Source organism: Glycomyces sp. YM15 (assembly GCF_016918015.1).
Lineage (GTDB): Bacteria > Actinomycetota > Actinomycetes > Mycobacteriales > Micromonosporaceae > Glycomyces.
Genome location: NZ_JAERMK010000008.1, coordinates 196,826 through 218,916, shown reverse-complemented (window position 1 = coordinate 218,916; position 22,091 = coordinate 196,826). Strand labels below are relative to the sequence as shown.

16 protein-coding genes are annotated in these 22,091 nt (G+C 70.1%); 11 read left to right on the top strand and 5 right to left on the bottom strand.

Features of this window, described 5'->3' with window-relative positions; all coding sequences use genetic code 11:
- Nucleotides 1-54 precede the first annotated feature (54 nt).
- A complete protein-coding gene (locus JHY01_RS11530; RefSeq protein WP_205325775.1) occupies nucleotides 55-1,740 on the bottom strand; it encodes an extracellular solute-binding protein in 1,686 nt (561 codons plus the stop codon).
- A 260-nt stretch (nucleotides 1,741-2,000) separates the two neighbouring features.
- Here JHY01_RS11530 and JHY01_RS11525 point away from each other — a divergent pair, with 260 nt between their 5' ends.
- The 3 genes from JHY01_RS11525 to JHY01_RS27735 all read left to right on the top strand — a co-directional run bounded on the left by JHY01_RS11525 (nucleotide 2,001) and on the right by JHY01_RS27735 (nucleotide 7,331).
- The gene (locus JHY01_RS11525; RefSeq protein WP_205325774.1) at nucleotides 2,001-3,245 is read left to right on the top strand and encodes an ROK family transcriptional regulator; all 1,245 of its coding nucleotides are present in this window, start codon (nucleotides 2,001-2,003) and stop codon (nucleotides 3,243-3,245) included.
- Between the two features lie 265 nt (nucleotides 3,246-3,510).
- The gene (locus JHY01_RS11520; protein ID WP_205325773.1) at nucleotides 3,511-6,345 is read left to right on the top strand and encodes a glycoside hydrolase family 3 protein; all 2,835 of its coding nucleotides are present in this window, start codon (nucleotides 3,511-3,513) and stop codon (nucleotides 6,343-6,345) included.
- Nucleotides 6,345-7,331 carry a LacI family DNA-binding transcriptional regulator gene (locus tag JHY01_RS27735; RefSeq protein WP_205325772.1) on the top strand — a complete coding sequence of 329 codons (987 nt, stop codon included), beginning with the start codon at nucleotides 6,345-6,347 and terminating at the stop codon, nucleotides 7,329-7,331. The genes JHY01_RS11520 and JHY01_RS27735 overlap by 1 nt, the downstream gene beginning before the upstream one ends.
- A 121-nt stretch (nucleotides 7,332-7,452) precedes the next feature.
- Here JHY01_RS27735 and JHY01_RS27730 read toward each other — a convergent pair whose 3' ends face one another.
- Nucleotides 7,453-8,196: a M23 family metallopeptidase gene (locus tag JHY01_RS27730; RefSeq protein ID WP_205325771.1), complete on the bottom strand. Its 744-nt coding sequence runs from the start codon at nucleotides 8,194-8,196 to the stop codon at nucleotides 7,453-7,455.
- A gap of 419 nt (nucleotides 8,197-8,615) precedes the next feature.
- Between JHY01_RS27730 and JHY01_RS11505 the strand changes: the two genes are divergently transcribed.
- Nucleotides 8,616-10,235, top strand: coding sequence for an ABC-F family ATP-binding cassette domain-containing protein (locus tag JHY01_RS11505; RefSeq protein ID WP_205325770.1), 1,620 nt, complete (start codon nucleotides 8,616-8,618; stop codon nucleotides 10,233-10,235).
- Between the two features lie 182 nt (nucleotides 10,236-10,417).
- Here the strand turns inward: JHY01_RS11505 and JHY01_RS11500 are convergent, their stop codons facing one another.
- Nucleotides 10,418-11,680, bottom strand: coding sequence for a hypothetical protein (locus tag JHY01_RS11500; RefSeq protein WP_205325769.1), 1,263 nt, complete (start codon nucleotides 11,678-11,680; stop codon nucleotides 10,418-10,420).
- Nucleotides 11,681-11,784: 104 nt separating this feature from the next.
- Between JHY01_RS11500 and JHY01_RS11495 the strand changes: the two genes are divergently transcribed.
- The 3 genes from JHY01_RS11495 (at nucleotide 11,785) to JHY01_RS11485 (ending at nucleotide 14,429) form a co-directional block, all read left to right on the top strand.
- Nucleotides 11,785-12,051: a helix-turn-helix domain-containing protein gene (locus JHY01_RS11495; protein WP_205325768.1), complete on the top strand. Its 267-nt coding sequence runs from the start codon at nucleotides 11,785-11,787 to the stop codon at nucleotides 12,049-12,051.
- 149 nt (nucleotides 12,052-12,200) lie between these two features.
- Complete coding sequence (locus JHY01_RS11490; protein ID WP_240192670.1) at nucleotides 12,201-14,075, top strand: ABC transporter ATP-binding protein; 1,875 nt, start codon at nucleotides 12,201-12,203, stop codon at nucleotides 14,073-14,075.
- Nucleotides 14,076-14,225: 150 nt separating this feature from the next.
- Complete coding sequence (locus JHY01_RS11485) at nucleotides 14,226-14,429, top strand: cold-shock protein (protein ID WP_205325767.1); 204 nt, start codon at nucleotides 14,226-14,228, stop codon at nucleotides 14,427-14,429.
- Nucleotides 14,430-14,494: 65 nt separating this feature from the next.
- On the opposite strand, the gene JHY01_RS11480 is transcribed toward JHY01_RS11485, so the two are convergent.
- Nucleotides 14,495-15,685 carry a hypothetical protein gene (locus tag JHY01_RS11480; RefSeq protein ID WP_205325766.1) on the bottom strand — a complete coding sequence of 397 codons (1,191 nt, stop codon included), beginning with the start codon at nucleotides 15,683-15,685 and terminating at the stop codon, nucleotides 14,495-14,497.
- Nucleotides 15,678-16,277 (bottom strand): SigE family RNA polymerase sigma factor, encoded by a 600-nt coding sequence (locus tag JHY01_RS11475; RefSeq protein ID WP_205325765.1) that lies wholly within the window; start codon nucleotides 16,275-16,277, stop codon nucleotides 15,678-15,680. The genes JHY01_RS11480 and JHY01_RS11475 overlap by 8 nt, the downstream gene beginning before the upstream one ends.
- Before the next feature lie 171 nt (nucleotides 16,278-16,448).
- On the opposite strand from JHY01_RS11475, the gene JHY01_RS11470 reads away from it, so the two are divergent.
- The 4 genes from JHY01_RS11470 to JHY01_RS11455 all read left to right on the top strand — a co-directional run bounded on the left by JHY01_RS11470 (nucleotide 16,449) and on the right by JHY01_RS11455 (nucleotide 22,014).
- Nucleotides 16,449-17,471, top strand: coding sequence for a GNAT family N-acetyltransferase (locus JHY01_RS11470; protein ID WP_205325764.1), 1,023 nt, complete (start codon nucleotides 16,449-16,451; stop codon nucleotides 17,469-17,471).
- Nucleotides 17,471-18,490: a GNAT family N-acetyltransferase gene (locus tag JHY01_RS11465; protein ID WP_205325763.1), complete on the top strand. Its 1,020-nt coding sequence runs from the start codon at nucleotides 17,471-17,473 to the stop codon at nucleotides 18,488-18,490. The genes JHY01_RS11470 and JHY01_RS11465 overlap by 1 nt, the downstream gene beginning before the upstream one ends.
- A 123-nt stretch (nucleotides 18,491-18,613) precedes the next feature.
- A complete protein-coding gene (locus JHY01_RS11460; protein WP_205325762.1) occupies nucleotides 18,614-19,639 on the top strand; it encodes a GNAT family N-acetyltransferase in 1,026 nt (341 codons plus the stop codon).
- Between the two features lie 227 nt (nucleotides 19,640-19,866).
- Complete coding sequence (locus JHY01_RS11455; protein WP_205325761.1) at nucleotides 19,867-22,014, top strand: DEAD/DEAH box helicase; 2,148 nt, start codon at nucleotides 19,867-19,869, stop codon at nucleotides 22,012-22,014.
- Nucleotides 22,015-22,091 lie beyond the last annotated feature (77 nt).

Here is a 22,091-nt window from a genome sequence, read left to right as displayed (position 1 = left end):
GGGGGGGGGGGGGGGCCCGCCCCCCCCCCCCCCCCCCCCCCCGGCCGGGGCGCCTTAGCCGTGCAGCTTGTCGTAAGCGGCGGTGTAGTGCTCGCGGCCGGACTCGCCGCCGTTGGTCTTCCAGGTCTCGACCATGTCGGGGATCGAGGAGAGCTCGGCGCGGCCGAACGCGATGTCGTTCTGCTGGTCCGTCAGCACCTGGCCGGCGGACTTGAAGTCGGCCGGGCCCTCGACGCGCATGCCCTCGAAGATGTTCACCTCGGCGAACTCCTTCAGGGAGGCGTTGTACTCGAAGCGGGCCTGGACCATGTCCGCAGACCCGGTCAGGAACTGCTGCACGTGGCCGGACATCGTCTTGTGGTTCACCGGGGCCTGGACGACGGTGGTGCCGACCTCGTTGAAGACCGGGAAGCCGTCGGGGCCGTAGGTGAAGTGCGTGCCTTCGACGCCGTAGTTGAGGAGCTCGTACTCCGTGGTGCCGTAAGGCGCCGAGCAGAAGTTGGCGAAGTCCAGGAACTCCTCGACCTGCTCCTGCGAGAGGTCCTTGCTCAGGAACGTCCAGCTGTCGACGCCGGTGTTGACGTGCACGAGGGGCTTGCGGCCCTTCGCGGCGAGCGCGCCGAGCGGGGCGATGGTGCCGCCGGTGCCCTCGGCGGTGGACTGGTCGATGAAGCCCTGCCACCACGAGATGCCGTCGAGCTGGAAGACGATCGTCCCGGCCTTGTGCAGGGCCTGGCCGTCGAGCGTGCCCGAGGGAATGTCCGGGTGGACCAGCTTCTCGTCCCACAGCAGGCGGCGGAACTCGAGCCACTCGGTGTACTCGGGGCGCTCGCAGTTGTGCACGAGCTTGCCGTCGATGTAGGCCCAGCCGTCGCCGCCGGCGAGGCCGAACCAGGACGGGGTGAGGTAGTCGAGGCCGCCGAAGGCCCAGCGGCCGTTGGCGTCGTCGCTGACGGCGCGGGCGACCTCGATGAGCTCCTCGACCGAGGTCGGCATGGTCTGGCCGGCCGCTTCGAGCAGGTCCGTGCGGGCGAACATCGCGTTGTTCGAACCGCCGGAGAAGGAGCCGGGGATGCCGAAGACGCGAGCGGTCTCCGGGTCCTCGGGGTCGGTCGACCAGACCGACTGGCCCCAGGAGGCGGTCGGGAGACCGGCGAGCAGCGGCCAGCGCTCGGAGATGTCGCCCTTGACGATGTCGGTCAGGTCGTAGAACGAGTTGACCACCGTCTCCTGGAAGTTCGGGTGGGCGTAGAGCATCCAGCTGAAGAGCATGATGCCGTCGCCGAACTCGTTCGCGTTGAGCCACTGCACGGAGGTCTCGGCGAAGGTGTTGCCGTCGGCCTGGCGCAGGTTCACCGTGGTGCCGCCGCTGGCGTCGGCGACCGCCTGGAAGTACGGGTCGTCGTTCGAGGGGGCCTCGCCCCACATCGGCACGGTGATCTCGAAGGTCCCGCTGTTGGAGGGGAGGTTCTCGATGGCCGGGGCGGGCTCGGGATAGGTGGTGAAGCCGGACGGGTGGTTCGGCGGCTCGCCGACCAGGTCGGGCTCGACCGGGAGGGGCCATTCCTTGTAGGTGGGCAGGAAGTCGAAGCCTTCAGTGGTCTGCGAGGTGCCGCTGCCCGATTCGATGTCGCTGCACGCGGCGATGAAGGGAAGGCCCGCGGCACCAGCCGCGCCGAGGCCGGCTGCCTTGAACAGGGAGCGGCGCCGGAAGATCGACCCGTCTGAGGGAGTAGCCACGTTGCTGTCCTTTCGGTCGTACTGCACTGTGAGGGTCTTATGGGGGGTCTGGCCGATAATTAGTTCGGCTATTCGATAAACTAAAGTAGCGCACGGTGACACCCGGCACAAGCCAGGGGTCAGGCGAAACGGACGCGGATTGGTCACGATTCGGGAACGGCCCTTGTGGTGAAACGCTTCGCTGCGCAACGGTCAGGGACCGGCCGGCGACCAGTTGTCGACATCCCCGACAATGTTGGGGACATGCACAGGAGGAACACATGGCGATGCGCATAGCGTCGAAGTCGGCCGGGACCGACGGCGAGGAAGCGCGGGTCCGGGCCAAGCGCGCCGACTTCACGGACGTGCGGGCCAACAACCTCGGCTTCGTGCTGCGCCAAGTGCGCGCCGAAGGCCGTTGCTCCCGTGCGGATCTCGCCGCGAAGACCGGCCTCAACAAGGCCACCGTCTCCTCACTCGTGGCCGAGTTGATCGAACGCCGCGTATTGCGCGAGTCCGGTTCGGTCATCGGCAACATCGGCCGCCCCGCAGTGCTTCTCAGCGTCGACACCGGCTACTACGCCTCACTCGGCGTGGAAGTCAATGTGGACTACATGACACTCGTCGCAGTGGACCTCGCCGGGAACCGCCTCCTGTCCTGGCGCCGCGCCCACGACGGCGCCGGCTCGACCCCCGGCCGCTCCGTCTCCGCCCTTGCGGGCCTCGCCAAGCGCGCGGTCGACAAGATGGACGCCGAGGGCCGCCAGATCCTCGGCCTCGCCGTCGCCGTCCCCGGCATGATCGACAACGACGGCGTCGTCCAGCGCGCCCCGATGCTCGGCTGGGAGGACTTCGACCTCACCGGCCGCCTCCGCCAGGCCATGCGCGACCCGAAGTACGCCGTGACCGCGGACAACGACGCCAACCTCGGCGCGGTCGCCGAGCAGCGCTTCGGCTCGTGGGCCGGAGTGTCCAACATGATCTACCTGACCGGTGAGATCGGCCTCGGCGCCGGCCTCATCGTGGACGGCGAACTGCGCCGCGGCGCAACGGGATTCGCCGGAGAGATCGGCAACCTCCTCATCGACGTGGACGGCCGCGTCGGCCGCGTCGAGGACCTCGCGGGCATCAGCGCGGTCCTGAAGGCACTGTCCGAATCGGAGGACATCGCGGGAGCCGAAGTCGAGGCCGAGGTCGAGGACGTGGTCACCCGCGCCCGCGCCGAGGAGCCCGGCGTCCTCGAGGCGCTGGACCGCATCGGCCGCTCGCTCGGCGCGGGCATCGCGCTCGCCGTCGACCTGCTCAACCCCGAAGCGGTGGTCCTCGGCGGCCACTACCAGGCGCTGAGTCCGTGGATCGGCCCGGCGGCCGAGCGCGAGCTGGCCGCCCGCACCCACGCCTCCGGTGCCGGCGGCGCCGAGATCGTCGTCTCGGCGCTCGGCCACGAGGCCCCCGCGCTGGGCGCGGCCACCGGCATCCTCAATGACATCGACGCCGGGAAGATGCCCACGCCGCTGGGCTCCTAGCGTCTGTTTCACGATTGTTACCCCGCCTGTTACCGCAGGTCAAAGACCTCCGGAACGGGTCAAACCCGTCAATTGCGTACGTTGTCGCACCTCACCCGCCTTGACTTGGGTCACGGCCAAGGTGTAGAAATCTTGCATCCTCAATCGAAGCGCTTCGACAAGACCATTTCCAGTTGCAGATCACGGACGTAACCTCCTGATCATCGAAGCGCTTCGACGGACGGACCCTCACACGACAGCGACGTCCAAGCAAGGAAGTCCACCCATGAGCGACATCGACCCGCGTCCCGCCTTCCGCGACCCGAACCTGCCGCGCGCCGAGCGCGTCGCCGATCTCCTCTCCCGTCTGACGCTCGACGAGAAGATCGGCCTGCTGCACCAGTACCACCGTCCGGTCGAACGCCTGGGCATGGGCCCCTTCAAAACCGGCACCGAAGCGCTGCACGGGCTCGCGTGGCTCGGCGAGGCCACCGTCTTCCCGCAGGTGGTCGCCCTGGGCGCGACCTGGAACCCCGAGCTCGTGGAGCAGGTCGGCGCGGCCGTCGCCGACGAGGTGCTCGCCTTCAACCACAACGACCCGGTCAAGGTCGGACGCAACGTGTGGGCCCCCACCGTGAACCCCCTGCGCGACCCCCGCTGGGGCCGTAACGAGGAGGGCTACTCGGAGGACGCGGGCATGACCGGGCTCATGGGCGCCGCGTACGCCCGGGGCCTCAAGGGCGACGGCCCCGTGTGGAAGACCGCGCCCTCCGTCAAGCACTTCCTGGCGTACGGCAACGAAGCCGACCGCTGCATCACCTCCTCGAACATGCCGCCCCGGGTGCTGCGCGAATACGAGTTCGCCGCCCACCGCCCCGCACTGGCGAACGGCGACGCGGTAGCGGTCATGCTCTCCTACAACCTCGTGAACGGCCGCCCGGCGCACGTGACGCCCCTGGTGAACGATGAACTGCGCACCTGGACCGACGACGAGGTGTTCATCGTCTCGGACGCTTACGCGCCCAACAACCTCGCCGAACTCCAGGGCTACTTCGAGGACCTCCCGACCGCCTACGCCGCGGCCTTGAAGGCCGGGCTCGACTCCTTCACGCAGGACGACGAGAACGCGCCCGGCGTCCTCGCCCACATCGAGACCGCGCTCGAGCGGGGCCTTCTCGACGAGGGCGACATCGACACGGCCGTGCGCCGCAACCTCCACGTGCGCTTCGGACTCGGCGAGTTCGACCCCGAGGACCCGTACGCGCACATCGGCGACGAGGTCGTCAACTCGCCCGAGCACCAGGCCCTCGCCCGCGAGGCCGCGACCCAGTCGATCACGTTGCTCGACAACGACGGCCTCCTCCCGCTCAAGGCCCCCAAGAAGATCGCGGTCATCGGCCCGCTCGCCGACGTCCAGATGCAGGACTGGTACTCCGGCACCCTGCCGTACGCGGTCACCGCCCGCCGGGCACTGAGCGAGCGCGCCGAGGTCGTCCACAGCGAAGGCGTCGACCGCATCCGCCTGCGCCACAAGACCGGCTACGTGACCGCGGTCGAGGACGGCAAGGCGCTCGAGCTCACCGACACCACCGGCGCCGCCGCCCAGTTCGACCTGTTCGACTGGGGCGGCTGGTCCTACATGGCCCGCAACGTCGCCACCGGCCTGTACGTGGACGGCCGCCTCGACGGCACGGTCGGCGCGGACTCGGTCGGCCCGCACGAGTTCGACGTGCACGAGACCTTCAAGATCGTGGAGGTCGAAGGCGGCAAGGTCGCCCTCCAGCAGATCCACCGGGCCGAAGGCACCGAGGAGAGCAAGTGGTTCGCACTCGAGGACGGCCGTATCACCTTGAGCGACAAGCGCACCGACGCCGTCGAACTCGACTTCGAGTACGTCGTCAAGGGCCGTGAAGTGGCCGCAGGCCTCGCGCGCGAGGCCGACGTCGTCATCGCCGTCCTCGGCGACCACCCGCTCGTCAACGGTCGTGAGACCGAGGACCGCAAGGACCTCTTCCTGCCGCAGTCACAGGAGCTCCTCCTGCGGCAGGTGATGGAGGCCAATCCGAATACCGTTCTGGTCATGTCGTCCTCATACCCGCTCTCGGTGAACTGGGACACGACGCGTCCGTCGGCCGTGGTGTGGTCGGGCCACGGGGGCCAGGAGTGGGGCAACGCCCTCGCCGACGTCCTCTACGGCGACCGCGACCCCGAGGGCCGCCTCCCGCAGACCTGGTACACCGACGCGGCCGAGCTGCCCGCGATGCTCGACTACGACATCGTGGCCTCCGACGCGACCTACCTCTACTACCTCGGCCAGCCGCTCTACCCGTTCGGCCACGGCCTCTCCTACGCGGACTTCAAGTACGGGAACCTGAAGACCGACAAGGCGAACGCCAGGCCCGGAGACGAGCTCACCGTCACCGTCGAGGTCACGAACGCGAGCGACCGCGACGGCGTCGAAGTGGTGCAGCTCTACACGCACCAGTGCGGCTCGCGCGTCAAGCAGCCGCTGCGCCAGCTCCGCCGCTTCGAGAAGGTCCGCCTGGCCGCGGGCGAGACCCGCACCGTCGCCTTCACGCTTCCCGTGGACGAACTCGCCCACTGGGACAACGTGACCGGGCGGATGGTCGTCGAGAAGTCCCGCCAGCGCCTCATGGTCGGCCGCTCCGCCGCGGACATCGTCCTCTCGGCCTCGGTGCGCGTCGACGGCGAGACCGTGGGCGCCCGCGACCTCTCGCAGCCCTTGGCCGCCACCGCGAACGACAGTTACGAGGGCGTGCTCTGGCGCGACGAGAACCGCACCTCCGGCGACGTGATCGCCGCGGAGGAGGCGGGCGGCTGGATCATGCTGGGCGACTGCGATTTCGGGCAGGGCGACCCGGAGTACTCCACTGTGACCGCCCGAGTCGCGGGCCGGGCCTCGCAGCTCACGCTGCGCGTGGACGACCCGCTCGACGGCGACGTGCTCGCCAAGATCGACACCCCGTCGACCGAAGGCGTGTACGACTACACCGATGTGACGGTCGAACTGGGCCGTATCGAGGGCGTCAAGGACCTGTACGTGTCCTTCGAGTCCGGTCCGGTCCGCCTGGCCTCGCTGACCTTCGGCGGGGAGTCGTAGTGGCCGGCCGGGGCGTCACGATCGCCGACGTCGCGGCACGCGCCGGGGTCGCCGCCAGTACCGTCTCGTATGTGCTGAGCGGGAAGCGGTCGATCTCCCCGGAGACGGCCGACCGCGTCATGGCGGCCGTGGCCGACCTCGGCTACCACCCGCACGCCGGGGCGCGCTCGCTCGCCTCCCGGCGGGCCGGGGTCGTCGCGATGATGTTCCCGATCCGCGACGGCATGCACCTGCCGGTGCTCATGCAGTTCGCGGCGGGGGCGGTCGCGGAGGCGCGCCGCCACGACCAGGACGTGCTGCTCATGACCGCCGACGAAGGGCCCGCGGGCCTGGCCCGCGTCGCCGCTTCAGCCATGGTGGACGGACTCATCCTCATGGACGTCGAAGTCCGGGACCCGCGGGTGGAGACCCTGCGCCGCCTGGGACTGCCGAACGTCCTGATCGGATTCCCCGCCGACTCCGAGGGGCTCACCTGCGTGGACCTCGACTTCACCGCGGCGGGCCGGGTCTGCGCCGACTACCTGGCCGAGCGCGGCTGCGGCGAGATCGCGCTGCTGGGCGCCGCCGAAGCGGTCTACGAGCGGCGCACGGGCTTCGCCGAGCGCGTGCGGGAGGGCTTCCTCAGCCGCCCCGGCCTGCGGGCGGAGGTCCAGCCCTGCCCGAACTACCCGACCGAGGTGCAGCGCACGGTGAAGGAGCTCCTGGCGGCGCGGCCGGAACTGACCGGTCTCGCCGTCCACAACGAGCCGGCCGTCGGCCATGTCATGCACGCCCTCGCCGACGCCGGCAAGCGCGTGGGGGAGGACTTCCACGTGGTCGTCATCGGCCCCGACGAGGTCGCCGAGCGGGTCCACCCGCAGCTGCCGTCCGTCCTCGTCCCGGCCGAGACCCTCGCGCAGACCGCCGTGCGCCACCTGATGCGCAAGCTCGACGGCCGCGACGTCCCCGACTCGACGCTCATCGAACCGCAGCTCACCCTGCGCTAGACGGAACAGGACGGCGGCCGCAGGGGAGATGCTGTGCATCTGCACGGCTCGCAAGCTTCGCCGTGGCCTGCGGCCGCCGCCGTCTATTCACTTGTAAGGAGAGAGAAAGGTCGTTGCGGCGTCAGCCGACGTCGACACCCTGCTTTTCGAGCCAGGCGAGCGAGTCGACCTTCTCGCCGTCGATGAGCACCTCGAAGTGCAGGTGAGGACCGGTCGAGCCGCCGGTGTTCCCGGAGATGATGACGGTGTCGCCCTTGGAGAGCTTGTCGCCGACGCTGACGGGGACCTCGGAGGCGTGCGCGTAGCGCGTCTGGATGCCGTCGCCGTGGTCGACGTAGGCCACGTTGCCGTAGCCGCCGGCCTCGTAGCCGACGTACGTCACGGTGCCGTCGCCGACGACCGGGATCTTGTCGCCCTCCCAGTTGGCGAAGTCGGTGCCGCCGTGCAGCCTGCCGTTGCGCATCCCGTAAAAGGACGTGACGGCCGCTTCAGAGGGCGCCATCCACGGGTTCGCGGCCTCGGCGGCCTCCGCGGCGGCCTCGGCCGCGGCGCGCTCCGCCTCTTCAGCGGCCACACGGGCCGCTTCCTCGGCGGCGGCCTTCTCAGCGGCCTCCTTCGCGGCCTGCTCGGCGGCGAGGCGCTTCGCCTCCTCGGCGGCGGCCTCCTCGGCCTTCTGGCGGGCGGTCTGCTCGGCCACCCACTCGGTCTCCATCCCGGCCAGGACGCTGTCGACCTGCCATTCGGATTGGACGACCGTGTCGTTCTGCTGCTCCTCGGCCTCTGCGGCCTGCGCCGCGGCGTTGTGGCCCGAAAGGGCCGCGAGTCCGGAGCCGACGAGGATCGCTGCGGCGAGCCCCGCGTTCACGAAACGCCAACTGTGACGTTCGCGATGAATGCGGCGGCGCCGGAGTACGGCCCGAAGTCGGCGGCTGGTCATTTCTCTGCCAGCGGATTCGCTGGTGTCGTCATGTTTGCCCATAGCGAGGGGAAACCTAACAGACCCGATTTGGACAACAAGCCCATGACCAGGCGATACAACGCCGGAACTGGTCCTCTTGCGGCAGAGGTCGGCACCTCGGGGCGGCCGCGCCTCCCCTGAACGGAGGAGGTCGAGCACGGAATGTGACCGCGTGCCTCCGCATCGTGGCACCGGCTATATCGACATGACCGTGACGTACGACGCCGCCTAAACTTGGAAAGTCTGCGGCAAAGGCGCTCGTACGACCTTGCCCGCCATCACCCGGTCGCCGATCTCCGGCCGCCATCGCCTGAAGGAGTCCCCACATGATCACTGCCACCGGTCTCGAGCTGCGCGCCGGTTCGCGCATCCTCCTGTCCGGGGCCGATCTGCGGATCCAGCCCGGCGACAGGATCGGCCTCGTGGGACGCAACGGCGCCGGCAAGACCACCACCATGAACGTCCTCGCCGGGCTCACCCAGCCCTATGCCGGCAAGATCGAGAACAGCGGCCCCTTCGGCTACCTCCCGCAGGACCCGCGCTTCGCCGACCTCACGCAGACCGCCGCCAACCGGGTCCTCTCCGCCCGCGGCCTCGACCAGCTCATCGCCGACCTCGCCAAGACCGAGGCCGCCCTGGCCGAGGTCGCCGACGACGCCAAACGCGACAAGCTCGTCAACCGCTACTCGCGCCTCGAAGAGCAGTTCTCCGCCCGCGGCGGCTACCAGGCCGAGTCCGAGGCCGCCCGCATCTGCTCCAAGCTCGGGCTCGAAGACCGCATCCTCGCCCAGCCGCTCTCCACGCTCTCCGGCGGCCAGCGCCGCCGCGTCGAGCTCGCCCGCATCCTCTTCTCCGACGACGGCGACGGCATCCTCCTCCTCGACGAGCCCACCAACCACCTCGACGCCGACTCCATCAACTGGCTCCGCGGCTTCCTCGCCAACCACAAGGGCGGCCTCGTCCTCATCACCCACGACGTCGAACTCCTCGACGAAGTGGTCAACACGGTGTGGTTCCTCGACCCGACCCGCTCCCTCATCGACATCTACAACCTCGGCTGGACCGCCTACCAGCGCCAGCGGGCCGAAGACGCCGAACGCCGCCGCCGCGAGCGCGCCAACGCCGAGAAGAAGGCCGCCACGCTCACCAAGCAGGCCGCCAAGCTCGGCGCCAAGGCCACCAAGGCCAAGGCCGCCAAGGGCATGATCCGCCGCGCCGAGGAGATGCTCGACAACCTCGAAGAGGACCTCCTCCAGGAGAAGGTCGCCGACGTGCGGCTCCCGCAGCCCGCCCCGTGCGGCAAGGTCCCGCTCACCGCCTCCGGGCTCTCGAAGTCGTACGGCTCGCTCGAGATCTTCACCGGCGTCGACCTCGCCATCGACCGCGGCTCCCGCGTCGTCATCCTCGGCCTCAACGGCGCCGGCAAGACCACGCTGCTGCGGATGCTCGCCGGGACCCTCGAACCCGACACCGGCCAGGTCGAACCCGGCTACGGCCTGCGCATCGGCTACTTCGCGCAGGAGCACGACACCCTCGACCACACCGGCACCGTGCTCGAGCAGATGCAGTCCGCCGCCTCCGACTCCGGCGCGGACCTGCCCGACGCCGACCTGCGGAAGATCCTCGGCGCGTTCCTCTTCCCCGGCGACGACGTGCACAAGCCGGTGCACGTGCTCTCGGGCGGCGAGAAGACGCGGCTGGCGCTGGCGAGCCTGGTGTGCTCGGGCGCGAACGTGCTGCTGCTCGACGAGCCCACGAACAACCTCGACCCGGCGAGCCGCCAGCAGGTGCTCGACGCGGTCGACGGCTTCACCGGCGCGATCGTGATGGTGACGCACGACCCGGGCGCGGTGGAGGCCCTGCGCCCCGAGCGCGCGATCCTGCTCCCCGACGGCGACGAGGACCTCTGGTCCGACGACCTGATGGAGCTCGTGGAACTCGCGTAGGCGAGCGCCGCGTTCCGCGGCCCGTCCCCTACGGACGCGCTGCCCCGCTCTTTCGGATGACACGAGGGCTGCGAGGCCGCCGTCGTGTCGTACCCGGGCGGGAAGGTTGGGGCGGTCCCTCGCTCCCCTCCAGTGGGGGCTTGTGGGCGGGGGCCGCGGGACCGCCTGGTCGAAGCCCCGGCTCAGCCGGAGTACATGAGCACGATCGCCGCGCAGGCGCCCGCTCCGGCGGTCATCAGCGGCGCGCGCACCGATCGCATGCGCTGCTCGCCGACCCTGCCGGTGCCGTGGGCGCCGTGGAGCCCCGGCGCGGTCGCGGCCACGATCAGCCACGGGCACAACGCGATCCAGCCGTACTCGGGCTGCTCGGGGTTCGATCCGCTCAGCGGCGCGATCATCAGCGCCAGCAGCGGGCCGATCATGAGGGGCCATGCCACGCTCGATCCGAAGCGCCGCAGGCTCTCGATGATCGCCGGGCCGCACGCCACGCACACCAGCGCGGGCATGAGCGCGAGCCACCACAGCTGGCCCGGGTGCGCCGCGATCTCGCCGATCGCCGCGTTGTAGGTGTCCACGAGCCCGTACGGCCACGAGTTTCCCAGGGCCGCGGCCATTCCCAGCACCGCCAGCGCGGCGGCCGCGGCGACGAGGATCTGCGCGGACCGTCGCCGGGCGAAGAAGAGGCAGAGCAGCGAGACCGCGAACCACGCCGCCCCATATGAAAGCAATGCCGCGATGCCGAGCAGGCCGCCCGCGGCCGCCGCGCCCCAGAACGCGTCCGCGCTCCGGACCTTCCGCTCCGAGACGACCGCGCCGCACGCGAGCACGGCCGCGCAGGCCGCCGCCGAGATCCCGTCGATGCCCAGGGTGGTCCAGGCCGCCCACGGCCCGAGGATGAGCACCGGCGAGAGTGCCCGCGCCGCAACGGGTCCGGCCACCGATTTGACGGCGACGAGCGTCAGCGGCACCGACAGGCACGAGATCGCGATCACCGTGATCGCCAGGCCCGCCTGTGAGCCGGTGTACGAGACCAGGAGCGCGATCGCCTGCCGCGCACCGGCGGTGGCGGTCGACATCGTCGTGGGGTCCACATTGGTGTGCAGCGCGCCCGACCAGGTGATCGAGGCCAGGTAGGAGAGCACCAGCAGCGTGTTCCAGGACATGCGGGCCGCCGCGGGCCGCGAGGCCGCCGCGAGCACGGCCGCGGCCGTCAGCGGCGCGACCACCATGCCGGCGGTGACGTGGAACTGGAGGTTCTGCGCGGGCCACCAGGGAAGCGTCGCCGGACCGACCACTTCGGACGTCTCGACCGCGATCGACGCGAGCGTCAAGGTCGCCACCAGCAGGGTGAGCCAGATGGCGATGTCACGCAGCCGCCCATGGCGCTGCCGGGCCGGGGCGAGGGTCTCGACCCGGTCGGTGAATGAGCTCTGCGGTGCGGTCACGTTACGAAACTATCGGGTATCCGACACAAGCGACCGCCGGGCGAGAAAACTCCGGCAAACTTCACAACGCACCTTCATTACCCTCCGTGCATAGGAAAGGACACATGGCACCAGAGGTTCCACCCCGCAGCAGTGGTGTTCCCGGCCTCCCCACGGCCGAGTCCACCAGGACCGACCCGAACCGGCAGGTGAGGGGCGATGAGCGCCGAGAACTCACCGAGTTCGTGAGCGTCGAGTACGAGCAGGGCAAGAGCATCCGGGACATCGCCTCAACCATAGGGCGCTCCTACGGCTTCGTGCACCGGCTCCTCGCCGAGTCCGGCATCGAGCTCCGGACCCGGGGAGGGGCCAGGAAAGGCCCGCGGAAATAAACCGGGCGGGGCCGGGCGTTGACGGTGTCGACTAGACAGCAGCTCGAGCTCCAGCCCAAGCCCGCCCGCTCCGCCTTGCAGGCAGACGACGAGCGCGGCCGACGAACGCACTTGGGCAATACCTGAACACAGGAGGCCCAGTGTCATCGATGGGACCCGCCGGATGGGACGCGATGCGCTCCATGCGGCGCGCCGACGACCTCAAAGGCGTCAAACTCTCCCGCGGCGTGAAGCGCCGCATCCTCCGCTTCGCGAGGCCCTACCGGCGCGACATCGGGTGGTTCATCGGGCTCGTGACGCTCATCGCCGCGATCGGCGTCGCCACCCCGGTGCTCGCCGGCGACATCGTCAACGAGCTCACGGGCGCGAACGGCACGCAGCGCGGCGTCGTCACGATCGCCGCGATCATCGCCGGGCTCGCCGCGGTCGAAGGCCTCCTCAACCTCGCGATGCGGTGGTACGGCGCGAAACTCGGCGAGGGCATCATCTTCGACCTGCGGCGGGTCGTGTTCGACCACGTGCAGTCGATGCCCGTGGCGTTCTTCACACGTTCGCAGACCGGCGCGCTCGTGTCGCGGCTGAACAACGACGTGATGGGCGCGCAGCGGGCGTTCACGAGCACCCTCTCGGGACTCGTCTCGAACGGCATCGCCGTCGCGCTCATCATCGGCGTCATGTTCTTCCAGTCCTGGCAGATCACGCTGCTCTCGCTCGTGCTCGTGCCCGTGTTCCTGGTGCCCGCCAAGTGGGTCGGCCGCAAGCTCGCGGCGCTCACGAAGGAGGGCTTCGACCTGAACGCGGCCATGAACACGCAGATGGCCGAGCGGTTCAACGTGGGCGGCGCGATGCTCGTGAAGCTCTTCGGCCGCCCCGCGACCGAGTCCTCCGACTTCGCCGACAAAGCCGACCGGGTGCGCGGCATCGGCATCACCACCGCGATGTACGCCCGCACGTTCATCGTCGCGCTCACCCTCGTCGCGGGCCTCTCGCAGGCCCTCGCGTACGGGCTCGGCGGCGCGCTCGTGTTCGCCGGGCAGCTCAGCGCCGGCACCGTCGTCACCCTGGCCCTGCTGCTCACCCGCCTGTACGGCCCGCTCACCGCCCTGTCGAACGTGCGCGTCGACGTGATGAGCGCGCTCGTCAGCTTCCAGCGCGTCTTCGAGGTCCTCGACCTCCAGCCGCTCATCCGCGAGAAGGACGACGCCCGCGAGCTCCCGCCGGGCGCCGCCTCGGTCAGCTTCCGCGACGTGCGGTTCCGCTACCCCGGCGCCGACGAGGTCTCACTCGCGAGCCTCGAGGACCTGGCCCGGCCCGACCGCTCGGACAACGGCCGCCAGATCCTCGACGGCGTCTCCTTCGACGTCGCCCCGGGCGAGCTCGTGGCCCTCGTCGGCCACTCCGGCGCCGGGAAGACCACCACGGCGACCCTGGTGCCGCGCCTCTACGACGTCACCGCAGGCGCGGTCGAGGTCGGCGGCGTCGACGTGCGCGACCTCAAGGCCGCCTCGCTCGCCGCCCACATCGGCATGGTCACCCAGGATGCGCACCTGTTCCACGACACCGTGCGCGAGAACCTCCGCTACGCCCGGCCCGAGGCCACCGACGAGCAGATCTGGGAGGCGCTCGACCGCGCCCAGATCGGCGACACCGTGCGCCGCCTCGAATCGGGGCTCGACACCGTCGTCGGCGAACGCGGCTACCGCTTCTCCGGCGGCGAGAAGCAGCGCCTCGCGATCGCCCGCGTCCTGCTGAAGGCCCCGCCGATCGTGATCCTCGACGAGGCCACCGCCCACCTGGACTCCGAGTCCGAGGCGGCCGTCCAGCGCGCCCTCGACTCGGCCCTCGAAGGCCGCACCTCCCTGGTCATCGCCCACCGCCTCTCGACGGTGCGGCGGGCCGACAAGATCGTGGTCCTCGAGGACGGGAGGGTCGCCGAGTCCGGCACCCACGACGAACTCGTGGACCGCGACGGCCTGTACGCCGAGCTGTACAAGACCCAGTTCGAAGGAGCCGGAGTAATGTAGGGTGCAGAAGCCGGTTCGGAGTATTTTTCGCCGAAGTGGTGAAAGGCCAGCAATGGCAGCACAGACAGGCCTTGCCGCCGCAAGTCGTGCCGGGTTTCCGGAGCGAGTGGACGGCAGGTCTGGAGATCAACATCGCAAGGAAACGCAGTAATGGCGCAAGGCACTGTTAAGTGGTTCAACTCCGACAAGGGCTTCGGCTTCATCGCTCCCGATGACAACGGACCCGACATCTTCGTTCACTTCTCCGCGATCACCGGCAGCGGCTACCGCTCGCTGGAGGAGAACCAGCGGGTCGAGTTCGACGTCGAGCAGGGGCAGAAGGGCCCGCAGGCCGCCAACCTGCGCGCGCTCTAAAAGCTGATCAGTCGAAGCCGCTGCCCTTCCGAGTGGAGGACAGCGGCTTCTGTGGTGTCCGGGACCTACCAGGGGTAGTAGGTCACCAGCTCCTCGACCTCCCCGGCGAAGTCGCCCGGCAGGTCCCGCTGGTCCACGACGTCCCCCTCGGCGTCGACGAGGTACTGCGTCGCGACCCCGTCGGCGTGGGACAGGATGAGCATCGTGCCGTCGTAGAGGAACGTGACCTGCCGGTTCTCGCCGTCGACGGGCAGCGTCAGCTCCTGCCCGGTCGCGGTGTCGACGTAGACGTCGCAGAACCGGCCCCGACCGTCACCCTGCGACTCCTCGAACTCGTCGAAGCACGCTTCGCCGCCGTCAGCCGAGATCCCCGCGTCGAGCCAGTTCTCGGTCTCGAGGCTCTCCGCGAGCGCCGGCAGCTCCTGCGCGACCGTGCCGTCGAGATTCAGGATCGCGGTCCGACCCGACCAGATGCGCTCGCTGTCGGCCAGCCACTCGCCAGCGCAGAACGCGTCACCCTGCGCCCGCGAGAGCTCGGTGAGTTCGCCGGAGCTCACATTGAGCACATACGTCTTGGCGTCCTCGAACACGGTGGGCTCGGTGAACAGGAGCTTGTCCGAATCCGGCGACCACGCGATCGGGCAGTGGACCGGCTCGATCGAGAACTCAACCGCGCCTTCGAAGTTCGAGTCGAACCCGATCTCGATGTAGGCGGCGCCGCAGCCGTCGGCGCGGTCCACCGCGACCACGCGGTTCCCGTCGGGGGCCGGGTAGTACTCGAAGTCGCCGGTGATGTCGATGCCCTCGATCTCGCCCGCGTCGGTGAACTGCCAGGTCGACTCACCGAACTCGTCATGCAGTACGCGGTAGCTCATCCGGTCCGGCAGCGCCCCTTCCAGGTCCCGCTCCGTCCCCGAGTCGCCCCGCTCCGGGATCTCGACGCCGTTGCCGGCCCAGTCCTGCGGGCGGGCCCCGCACCCGACCCACTCGCCGGTCTCCTCTTCGAAGGACTCGGTGTCCTCGACCGTGGTCGGGTCCCCGGCCGGTGGCGTGCCACCGTTGTCCCGGCCGTTGATCAGGCCGGCCGTTCCGGCTCCGGCCAAGGCGAGCGCGGTGACCGCGCCGATCGCCCCGGCCGCGAAGCGGCGGCGCCCGATGGAGCGGGCGCGGTTCACGGCGCCCGCCGCGAGGTCCCGCGAGGGCCCCGGGTCGTCGCCCCCGATGTCGTGCAGCAGCGTGCGAATCGACTCAGGCATGGCGTTCTCCTCTCTCGGCCTGGAACTCTCGCTCCCATTGGGCGAGTTGCACTTCGGGGTCCCCCTCGAGCACCAGCTCGGGCAGGGTGCTCCGGAGCCGCCGCAGGCCCCGCTGGACACGGGACCGCAGGGTCGTGACCGGGCAGTCCAGGATCGCCGCGGCCGCCGTCTCGGTCCGGTCCTCGAAGTAGCGCAGCACGATCGCCGCCCGCTGCGTCGCGGGCAGCGCCAGCAGCGCCGCGTGCACGGCGAGGCGCAGCGCGGTGTCCGCCTCGCCGCGGGTGTCGGCCCGGTCGGGCACCGCGTCGGTCGCGAACTCCGCGACCTTCTTGCGCCTCCAGAAGCTCACATGCAGGTGGTACATGGTCCTTCGCGTGTACGCCTCCGCGTTCGCGGTGCGGTGCAGGCGCTTCCACGAACGCCAGGTGCGCGCGAGCGCGTCCTGCACGAGGTCCTCGGCGAGGCCGCGGTCGCCGGTCAGCAGGTAGGCCGAGGCGCAGAGCGCCTTCGAACGGCCCCTGACGAAGTCCTCGAACTGCGTCCTAGGTGGAGGTTCCGGTGGTGCCCCTGACGGGTAGGTCGATCCGCTCACGGTCGGTTCCGTTTCTCTCGGGTGGATGCGGTGGAGATACCTGCTAAGACGGGAAAGCGAGCACCCTCCCGCATCCTACGAACGGTCAGCCGCACCTGACCGAATGGACGAGGCCCGAGCATCCACCGATATGCGATTGAGACCGTCGGTCCCGCACGGCACACTGTCCCAGTGGAAATCATCGAAATGAACCCCGAAGCCACCGACCTCGTCGAACAGGCCTTCACGGTGCTGGCCGCCGCCCACCGCGCGGACACCCCCGAGAACCCCGCACCCGTCGAACGCTTCTTCAAGACCCTCTTCACCCACGCCTTCCCCGGGCGCGAGAACCACTGGTTCGCCTGCGTCGAGGACGGCGCACTCCTCGGCCACACCCGCCTCACCTTCTTCACCGACGAGAACCGCGAACTCGCGATGCTCCGCTTCGGCGCCGTCCACCCCGACCACCGCGGCCGCGGCGTCGGCACCGCACTCCTCGACCACGTCGAGCGCTTCAGCGCCGAGCACGGCCGCACCACCGTCCTCACCGGAGCGCCCGTCTACTGGGAAGGCGGACCCGCGCGCCGCGAGGACTTCGCGCGGCTCCTCGAGGACCGCGGCTACGCCAAGGCCCTCACCACCGTCAACCGCCGCAGCCCCGTCGACCCCCTCGGGCCCGAACGCGAAGCCGAGGAGTACGCGAAGGCGCTGGCCGCCGCGGGAGACGCCTACGAAGTGCGCCAATGGATCGGCGCCGTTCCCGACGACCTCCTCGACACCATGTGCCGCATGGAGACCATGATCATCAGCGAGATCCCCTTGGGGGAGATCGAGATGGAGGTCGAGCAGATGACCCCCGAGAAGCTCCGCGGCCGCGAGGCCGTGTACGCCGCCGAAGGCCGGATCATCGCCCACTCCGTCGCGCTCGACCGCGCCGGCGAGATCGTCGCGTGGACCGAGGTCGGCGTCGACGAAGGCGACTACCGCGATGCCCACCAGGCCATCACCATCGTCGCCCCGGGCCACCGCGGCCACCGCCTCGGCCTGCTCCTCAAGCTCGCGAACCTGCGCCAGATCCGCGAGCGGTTCCCGCACGTCGAGTACATCTGGACGGACAACGCCGACGTCAACGCCCCGATGATCGCCATCAACGAACTCCTCGAGTACACCACTGTGGATGCCAGCGCCGAGTACCAGAGGAAACTGGAGGCCTGATGGCCGAGATCCGCCGCGTCCTCCCCGCCGACCGGGAGCTCCTGCGACAGGTCCACGAGGTCTTCGAGGCCGTGCGCGCCGCCGAGACCCCCGAACTCGCGCCGGTACCCGCCGAACGCTACGGCGGCACCCTCGAACACCCGCGGCCGAACTCCGAGTTCCGCTGCTATGCCGCCGTTGAAGACGGCGCCGTCCGAGGCCAGACCTGGGTCTACCTGCCGCACGACGAGAACGCGCACTACACGGAGGTCGAACTCGCGGTCCACCCCGGCCACCGCCGTCGAGGCCTCGGCGGCGCGCTCCTCGACCACCTCCTGCGACTCGCCCGCGACGAGCGGCGCAGCGAGATCGTCGTGACCGTCCGCACCGCCGTCGACGGCGGCCCTGACCGCCCCGACACCGGGGCGAGATTCCTCGAGCAGCGCGGCTTCACCGCCGCCCTCACCGAGATCCACCGCAGCCTCGACCTCGGTGAGGCCGACCTGGAGGCCGAATCGCGACTCTGGGACGAATCGATCACCTCGGCCGCCGACTACGAACTCGTCTCCTGGACCGGTCGCACTCCTGAGCACTACCTCGACGGCCTCGGCCGCATCGACTCGCAGATCTTCGCCGAGATCCCCCTCGGCGAGGTCGACCTGCGGCCGCGCGCCATCGACGCGGCGTACGTCCGCGCCCGCGAAGACCGCGCGGAAGCCCAGGGCCACACCATGGTCCGCACCCTCGCCGTCCACAAGCAGAGCGGCGACGTGGTGGCGAACACCCTCATCTACGTCCACGGTGAGGAACCGCACGCGAACCAGGCCATCACCATCGTCGACCCGGCCCACCGCGGCCACCGCCTCGGCCTGCTCGCCAAGCTCGCCAACCTCCGGCAACTGCGCGAGCACCACGGCGGCGTCACCACCATCTGGGCCGGCAACGCCGACACGAACGCCGGCATGGTCGCCATCAACGACCGTCTCGGGTTCCGCCCCGTCGACGCGCTCGTCTCCTACCGACTGAAGCTCGAAGCCTGACCGGCCCGCCCGTGCCGGAGGCCCCACCGGCACGGGCGACCGCATCGCCCTTGGCACCGGATCCGCGCGCAGGGAACCGAAATTCGGTTGCCGCACGTCACCGCCGATGTCCACACTGACGTCATGGAGATCATCGAACTCGACCCCGCGGACGGCGACCTCGTCTCCGGCGCATTCGACGTCATGCGCGCCACCCACGCGGCCGACACCCCCGAGAACCCCGCCCCGCACCGGGCCGCCTTCATCGCCGGTCTCGGCTACCCGCCGCCGGACGAGGACGAAGCCCACTTCGTCGCCGTCGAGGACGGCCGGGTCGTCGCCATGCTCGGCATCGGCATGCCCAACCGAGCGAACCTGCACTTCGCCTGGGCCTGGATCAACGTGCACCCCGACCACCGCCGCAAGGGCATCGGCTCGGCCCTCGTCGACCACTTCATCGCGTACGCGCGCGAGCGCGGCCGCACCGAACTCACCCTCGACACCCATATGAGCTGGGAAGGCGGCCTCGAGCGCTCCAAGGCCGGGCAGCTGTTCCTCGAAAGGCACGGCTTCAAACTCGCGCTCACCTGGATCAACCGCCGCTGCGCCGTCGACGCCCTCGACGCCGACACCGAGCAGGCCCTCCTCGAGAAGGCCCAGGCCGCCGCCGGCGACGAGTACGAGATCATCTCGTGGATCGGGCGCACCCCCGAGGAGCTCGTCGAGACGATGGCCCGCATCGACTCCACGATCCTCGCGGAAGTCCCGCTCGGCGACCTCGAACTCGAACCCGAGACCGTGGACGCAGAACTGAAGAACGCCAAGGCCGACCGCAATGAGGCCATGGGCATGAAGATGATCCAGACCGTCGCCCGCTACCGCGGCAGCGGCGAAGTCGTCGCCAACACGTGCGTGATCATCCACGACGACGGCGAGTTCCCGGACGCCTACCAGGGCATCACGATCGTGGACAAGGACCACCGCGGCCACCGTCTCGGCCTGCTCCTCAAGATCGTGAACCTGCGGCTCGTGCGCGAGAACTTCCCGCACATCCGAGCGATCTGGACGGACAACGCCGACGTCAACGCCCCGATGATCGACATCAACGTCACCCTCGGGTACGAGATCGTCGACGCCGGAGGCGAGTTCCAGCGCAAGTTCGAGGCCTGACCCCGCCGCGGGGCCGGTCCTCAAGAAGACGCGGCTTCGAAATGGTGTCTCTAGGCACAAGCCGGCCGTGAAGGTAGCGAGGTTCCTCCGCGGTCGGCTATTGTTCATAGCTGGCCCTCTTTGTGGCCCGATCAGGCGCGTCCCGCCCCATCACCGTCGGCTCATGGTGAACCAAATCTCCGCGGAACGTGCGTCACTTACGAAGTCGTTCTCGCGGAAGGCGAACCATGACCCTTGACAAAACTGTGCCGGATGCTGCCATCAGTCAATCTGACACGGCGCTCGAAACCCCCGAAACCACCGACGTCCAGGCCGCCGAGGCCGCTGCCGTGACCGAGGCCCCGGCCGAGGCCGCCGCTGCGAACCCGGTCGAGACCGGCGTCGACACCGCCGAGGCCGCCGCCGCGGAAGCGGCTCCCGCCGAGGAGTTCATCGTCGAGACCGACGAGGTCCCGGCCTACACCGGCCCGTCGTTCGACGAACTCGGCCTCTCCGAGAAGATCACCGCCGCGCTGGCCGAGCAGGGCATCGTCACGCCCTTCCCGATCCAGGCCGCGACGATCCCGGACGCCCTCGCCGGACGCGACATCCTCGGCCGCGGCCAGACCGGCTCGGGCAAGACCCTGGCCTTCGGCCTGCCGACCCTGTCGCGTCTCGCCGCCGGCGGCCGCACCCGCGCCAAGCGCCCCCGCGCGATCATCATGACCCCGACCCGCGAACTGGCCATCCAGGTCGCCGAGTCGCTGCAGACCTTCGGCGACGCCGTCGGCATCGACATGAAGGTCGTCTGCGGCGGCACCGCGTTCAACCGCCAGATCGACGCGCTCCGCAGCGGGGTCGACATGCTCGTCGCCACCCCGGGCCGCCTGCGCGACCTGATCCGCCGCGGCGAGTGCTCGCTCGAGGACGTCGAACTGGCGATCCTCGACGAGGCCGACCAGATGGCCGACATGGGCTTCCTGCCCGAGGTCGAGGAGCTGTTCGACCAGCTTCCCAAGGGCGGCCAGCGAATGCTGTTCTCGGCCACCCTGGAAGAGGAGATCGACGTTCTGGTGCGCAAGTACCTGAACGACCCGGTCACCCACTCGGTCGACCCGTCGGCTGGTTCGGTCACCACCATGACCCACCACCTGATGCTCATCGGCCCGCGAGACAAGGCCACGATGACCGCCGCCGTCGCGTCCCGTCCGGGCCTGACGATGGTGTTCGTCCGCACCCAGCTCGCCGTCGACCGCATCGCGGACGAACTGCGCGAGGCCGGCGTCAAGGCCGAGGGCCTGCACGGCGGCATGTCGCAGGTCGACCGCTCCAAGGTCCTGGACCGCTTCAAGAACGGCCGCCTGGACGCGCTGGTCTGCACCGACGTCGCGGCCCGCGGCATCCACGTGGACGGCGTCGACATGGTCCTCCACGTCGACCCGCCGAAGACCCACAAGGACTACCTGCACCGTGCCGGGCGCACGGCCCGCGCCGGCCAGTCCGGGCATGTGGCGACCCTGGTGCTCCCGCACCAGAACCGCAGCATGTTCAGCCTGATCGAGCGTGCGGGCGTGGAGGCCCAGCGCCACTACGTCAACGACAACTTCGACCCCGAGCTCACCAAGCTCATGGGCGCCCGCAACTTCACCGACCTGCGCGCGGTGGCGGCGGACCACCAGGCCTCGCAGAACGACGCGGAGGCGGCTCGTCTCGAGCAGCAGATCCAGCGTCTGAAGGAGGACGCCGAGGGCCTGCGCGCCCAGGCCGCCCGACTGCGCGAGCAGGCCGAGCGCGAGATCCTCGACCCGCCGAAGCGCCGCGACCGCGATGACCGCGGCCCGCGCCGCGAGCGCGACGACCGCGGTGGCGGCGAGCGTCGCGGCGGCTACCGAGGCAACCGCGAGGGCGGCTCCGGCGGCGGCTACCGGGGCAACCGCGAGGGCGGCTCCGGCGGTGGCTACCGGGGCAACCGCGAGGGCGGCTCCGGCGGCGGCTACCGGGGCAACCGTGAAGGCGGCTCTGGGGGCTACCAGGGCAACCGTGACGGCGGCGGCTACCGCGGGAACCGCGAAGGCGGCTCCGGGGGCTACCAGGGCAACCGTGACGGCGGCGGCTACCGAGGCAACCGCGAAGGCGGCTCCGGCGGCTACAGCGGTGGCGGCGAGCGTCGCAGCTACGGCGACCGCGACAACCGCGGCGGCGGCTTCCGAGGCGGCGACAACCGCAGCGGCGGCTACTCCGGTGGCGGCGAGCGTCGCAGCTACGGCGACCGCGACAACCGCGGCGGTGGCGGCTTCCGCAGCGACGACCGCGGCACCCGTGGTGGTTTCCGCGGCGACGACCGCGGCGAGCGCGGCGGCTTCCGAGGCGACCGCGAGCGTCGCGACCGCTGGTAGGCACCGAAGCACCGGTCAGCACTGACTGAGCAAGCGGTCCTGGGGAATGCATTCCCCAGGGCCGCTTTCGCATACCT

Coding starts and splice junctions, on each gene's coding strand:
- JHY01_RS11525 (WP_205325774.1), top strand. CDS start 2,001: ATGGCGATGCGCATAGCGTCGAAGTCGGCCGGGACCGACGGCGAGGAA.
- JHY01_RS11520 (WP_205325773.1), top strand. CDS start 3,511: ATGAGCGACATCGACCCGCGTCCCGCCTTCCGCGACCCGAACCTGCCG.
- JHY01_RS11505 (WP_205325770.1), top strand. CDS start 8,616: ATGATCACTGCCACCGGTCTCGAGCTGCGCGCCGGTTCGCGCATCCTC.
- JHY01_RS11495 (WP_205325768.1), top strand. CDS start 11,785: ATGGCACCAGAGGTTCCACCCCGCAGCAGTGGTGTTCCCGGCCTCCCC.
- JHY01_RS11490 (WP_240192670.1), top strand. CDS start 12,201: ATGGGACCCGCCGGATGGGACGCGATGCGCTCCATGCGGCGCGCCGAC.
- JHY01_RS11485 (WP_205325767.1), top strand. CDS start 14,226: ATGGCGCAAGGCACTGTTAAGTGGTTCAACTCCGACAAGGGCTTCGGC.
- JHY01_RS11480 (WP_205325766.1), bottom strand. CDS start 15,685: ATGCCTGAGTCGATTCGCACGCTGCTGCACGACATCGGGGGCGACGAC.
- JHY01_RS11465 (WP_205325763.1), top strand. CDS start 17,471: ATGGCCGAGATCCGCCGCGTCCTCCCCGCCGACCGGGAGCTCCTGCGA.
- JHY01_RS11460 (WP_205325762.1), top strand. CDS start 18,614: ATGGAGATCATCGAACTCGACCCCGCGGACGGCGACCTCGTCTCCGGC.
- JHY01_RS11455 (WP_205325761.1), top strand. CDS start 19,867: ATGACCCTTGACAAAACTGTGCCGGATGCTGCCATCAGTCAATCTGAC.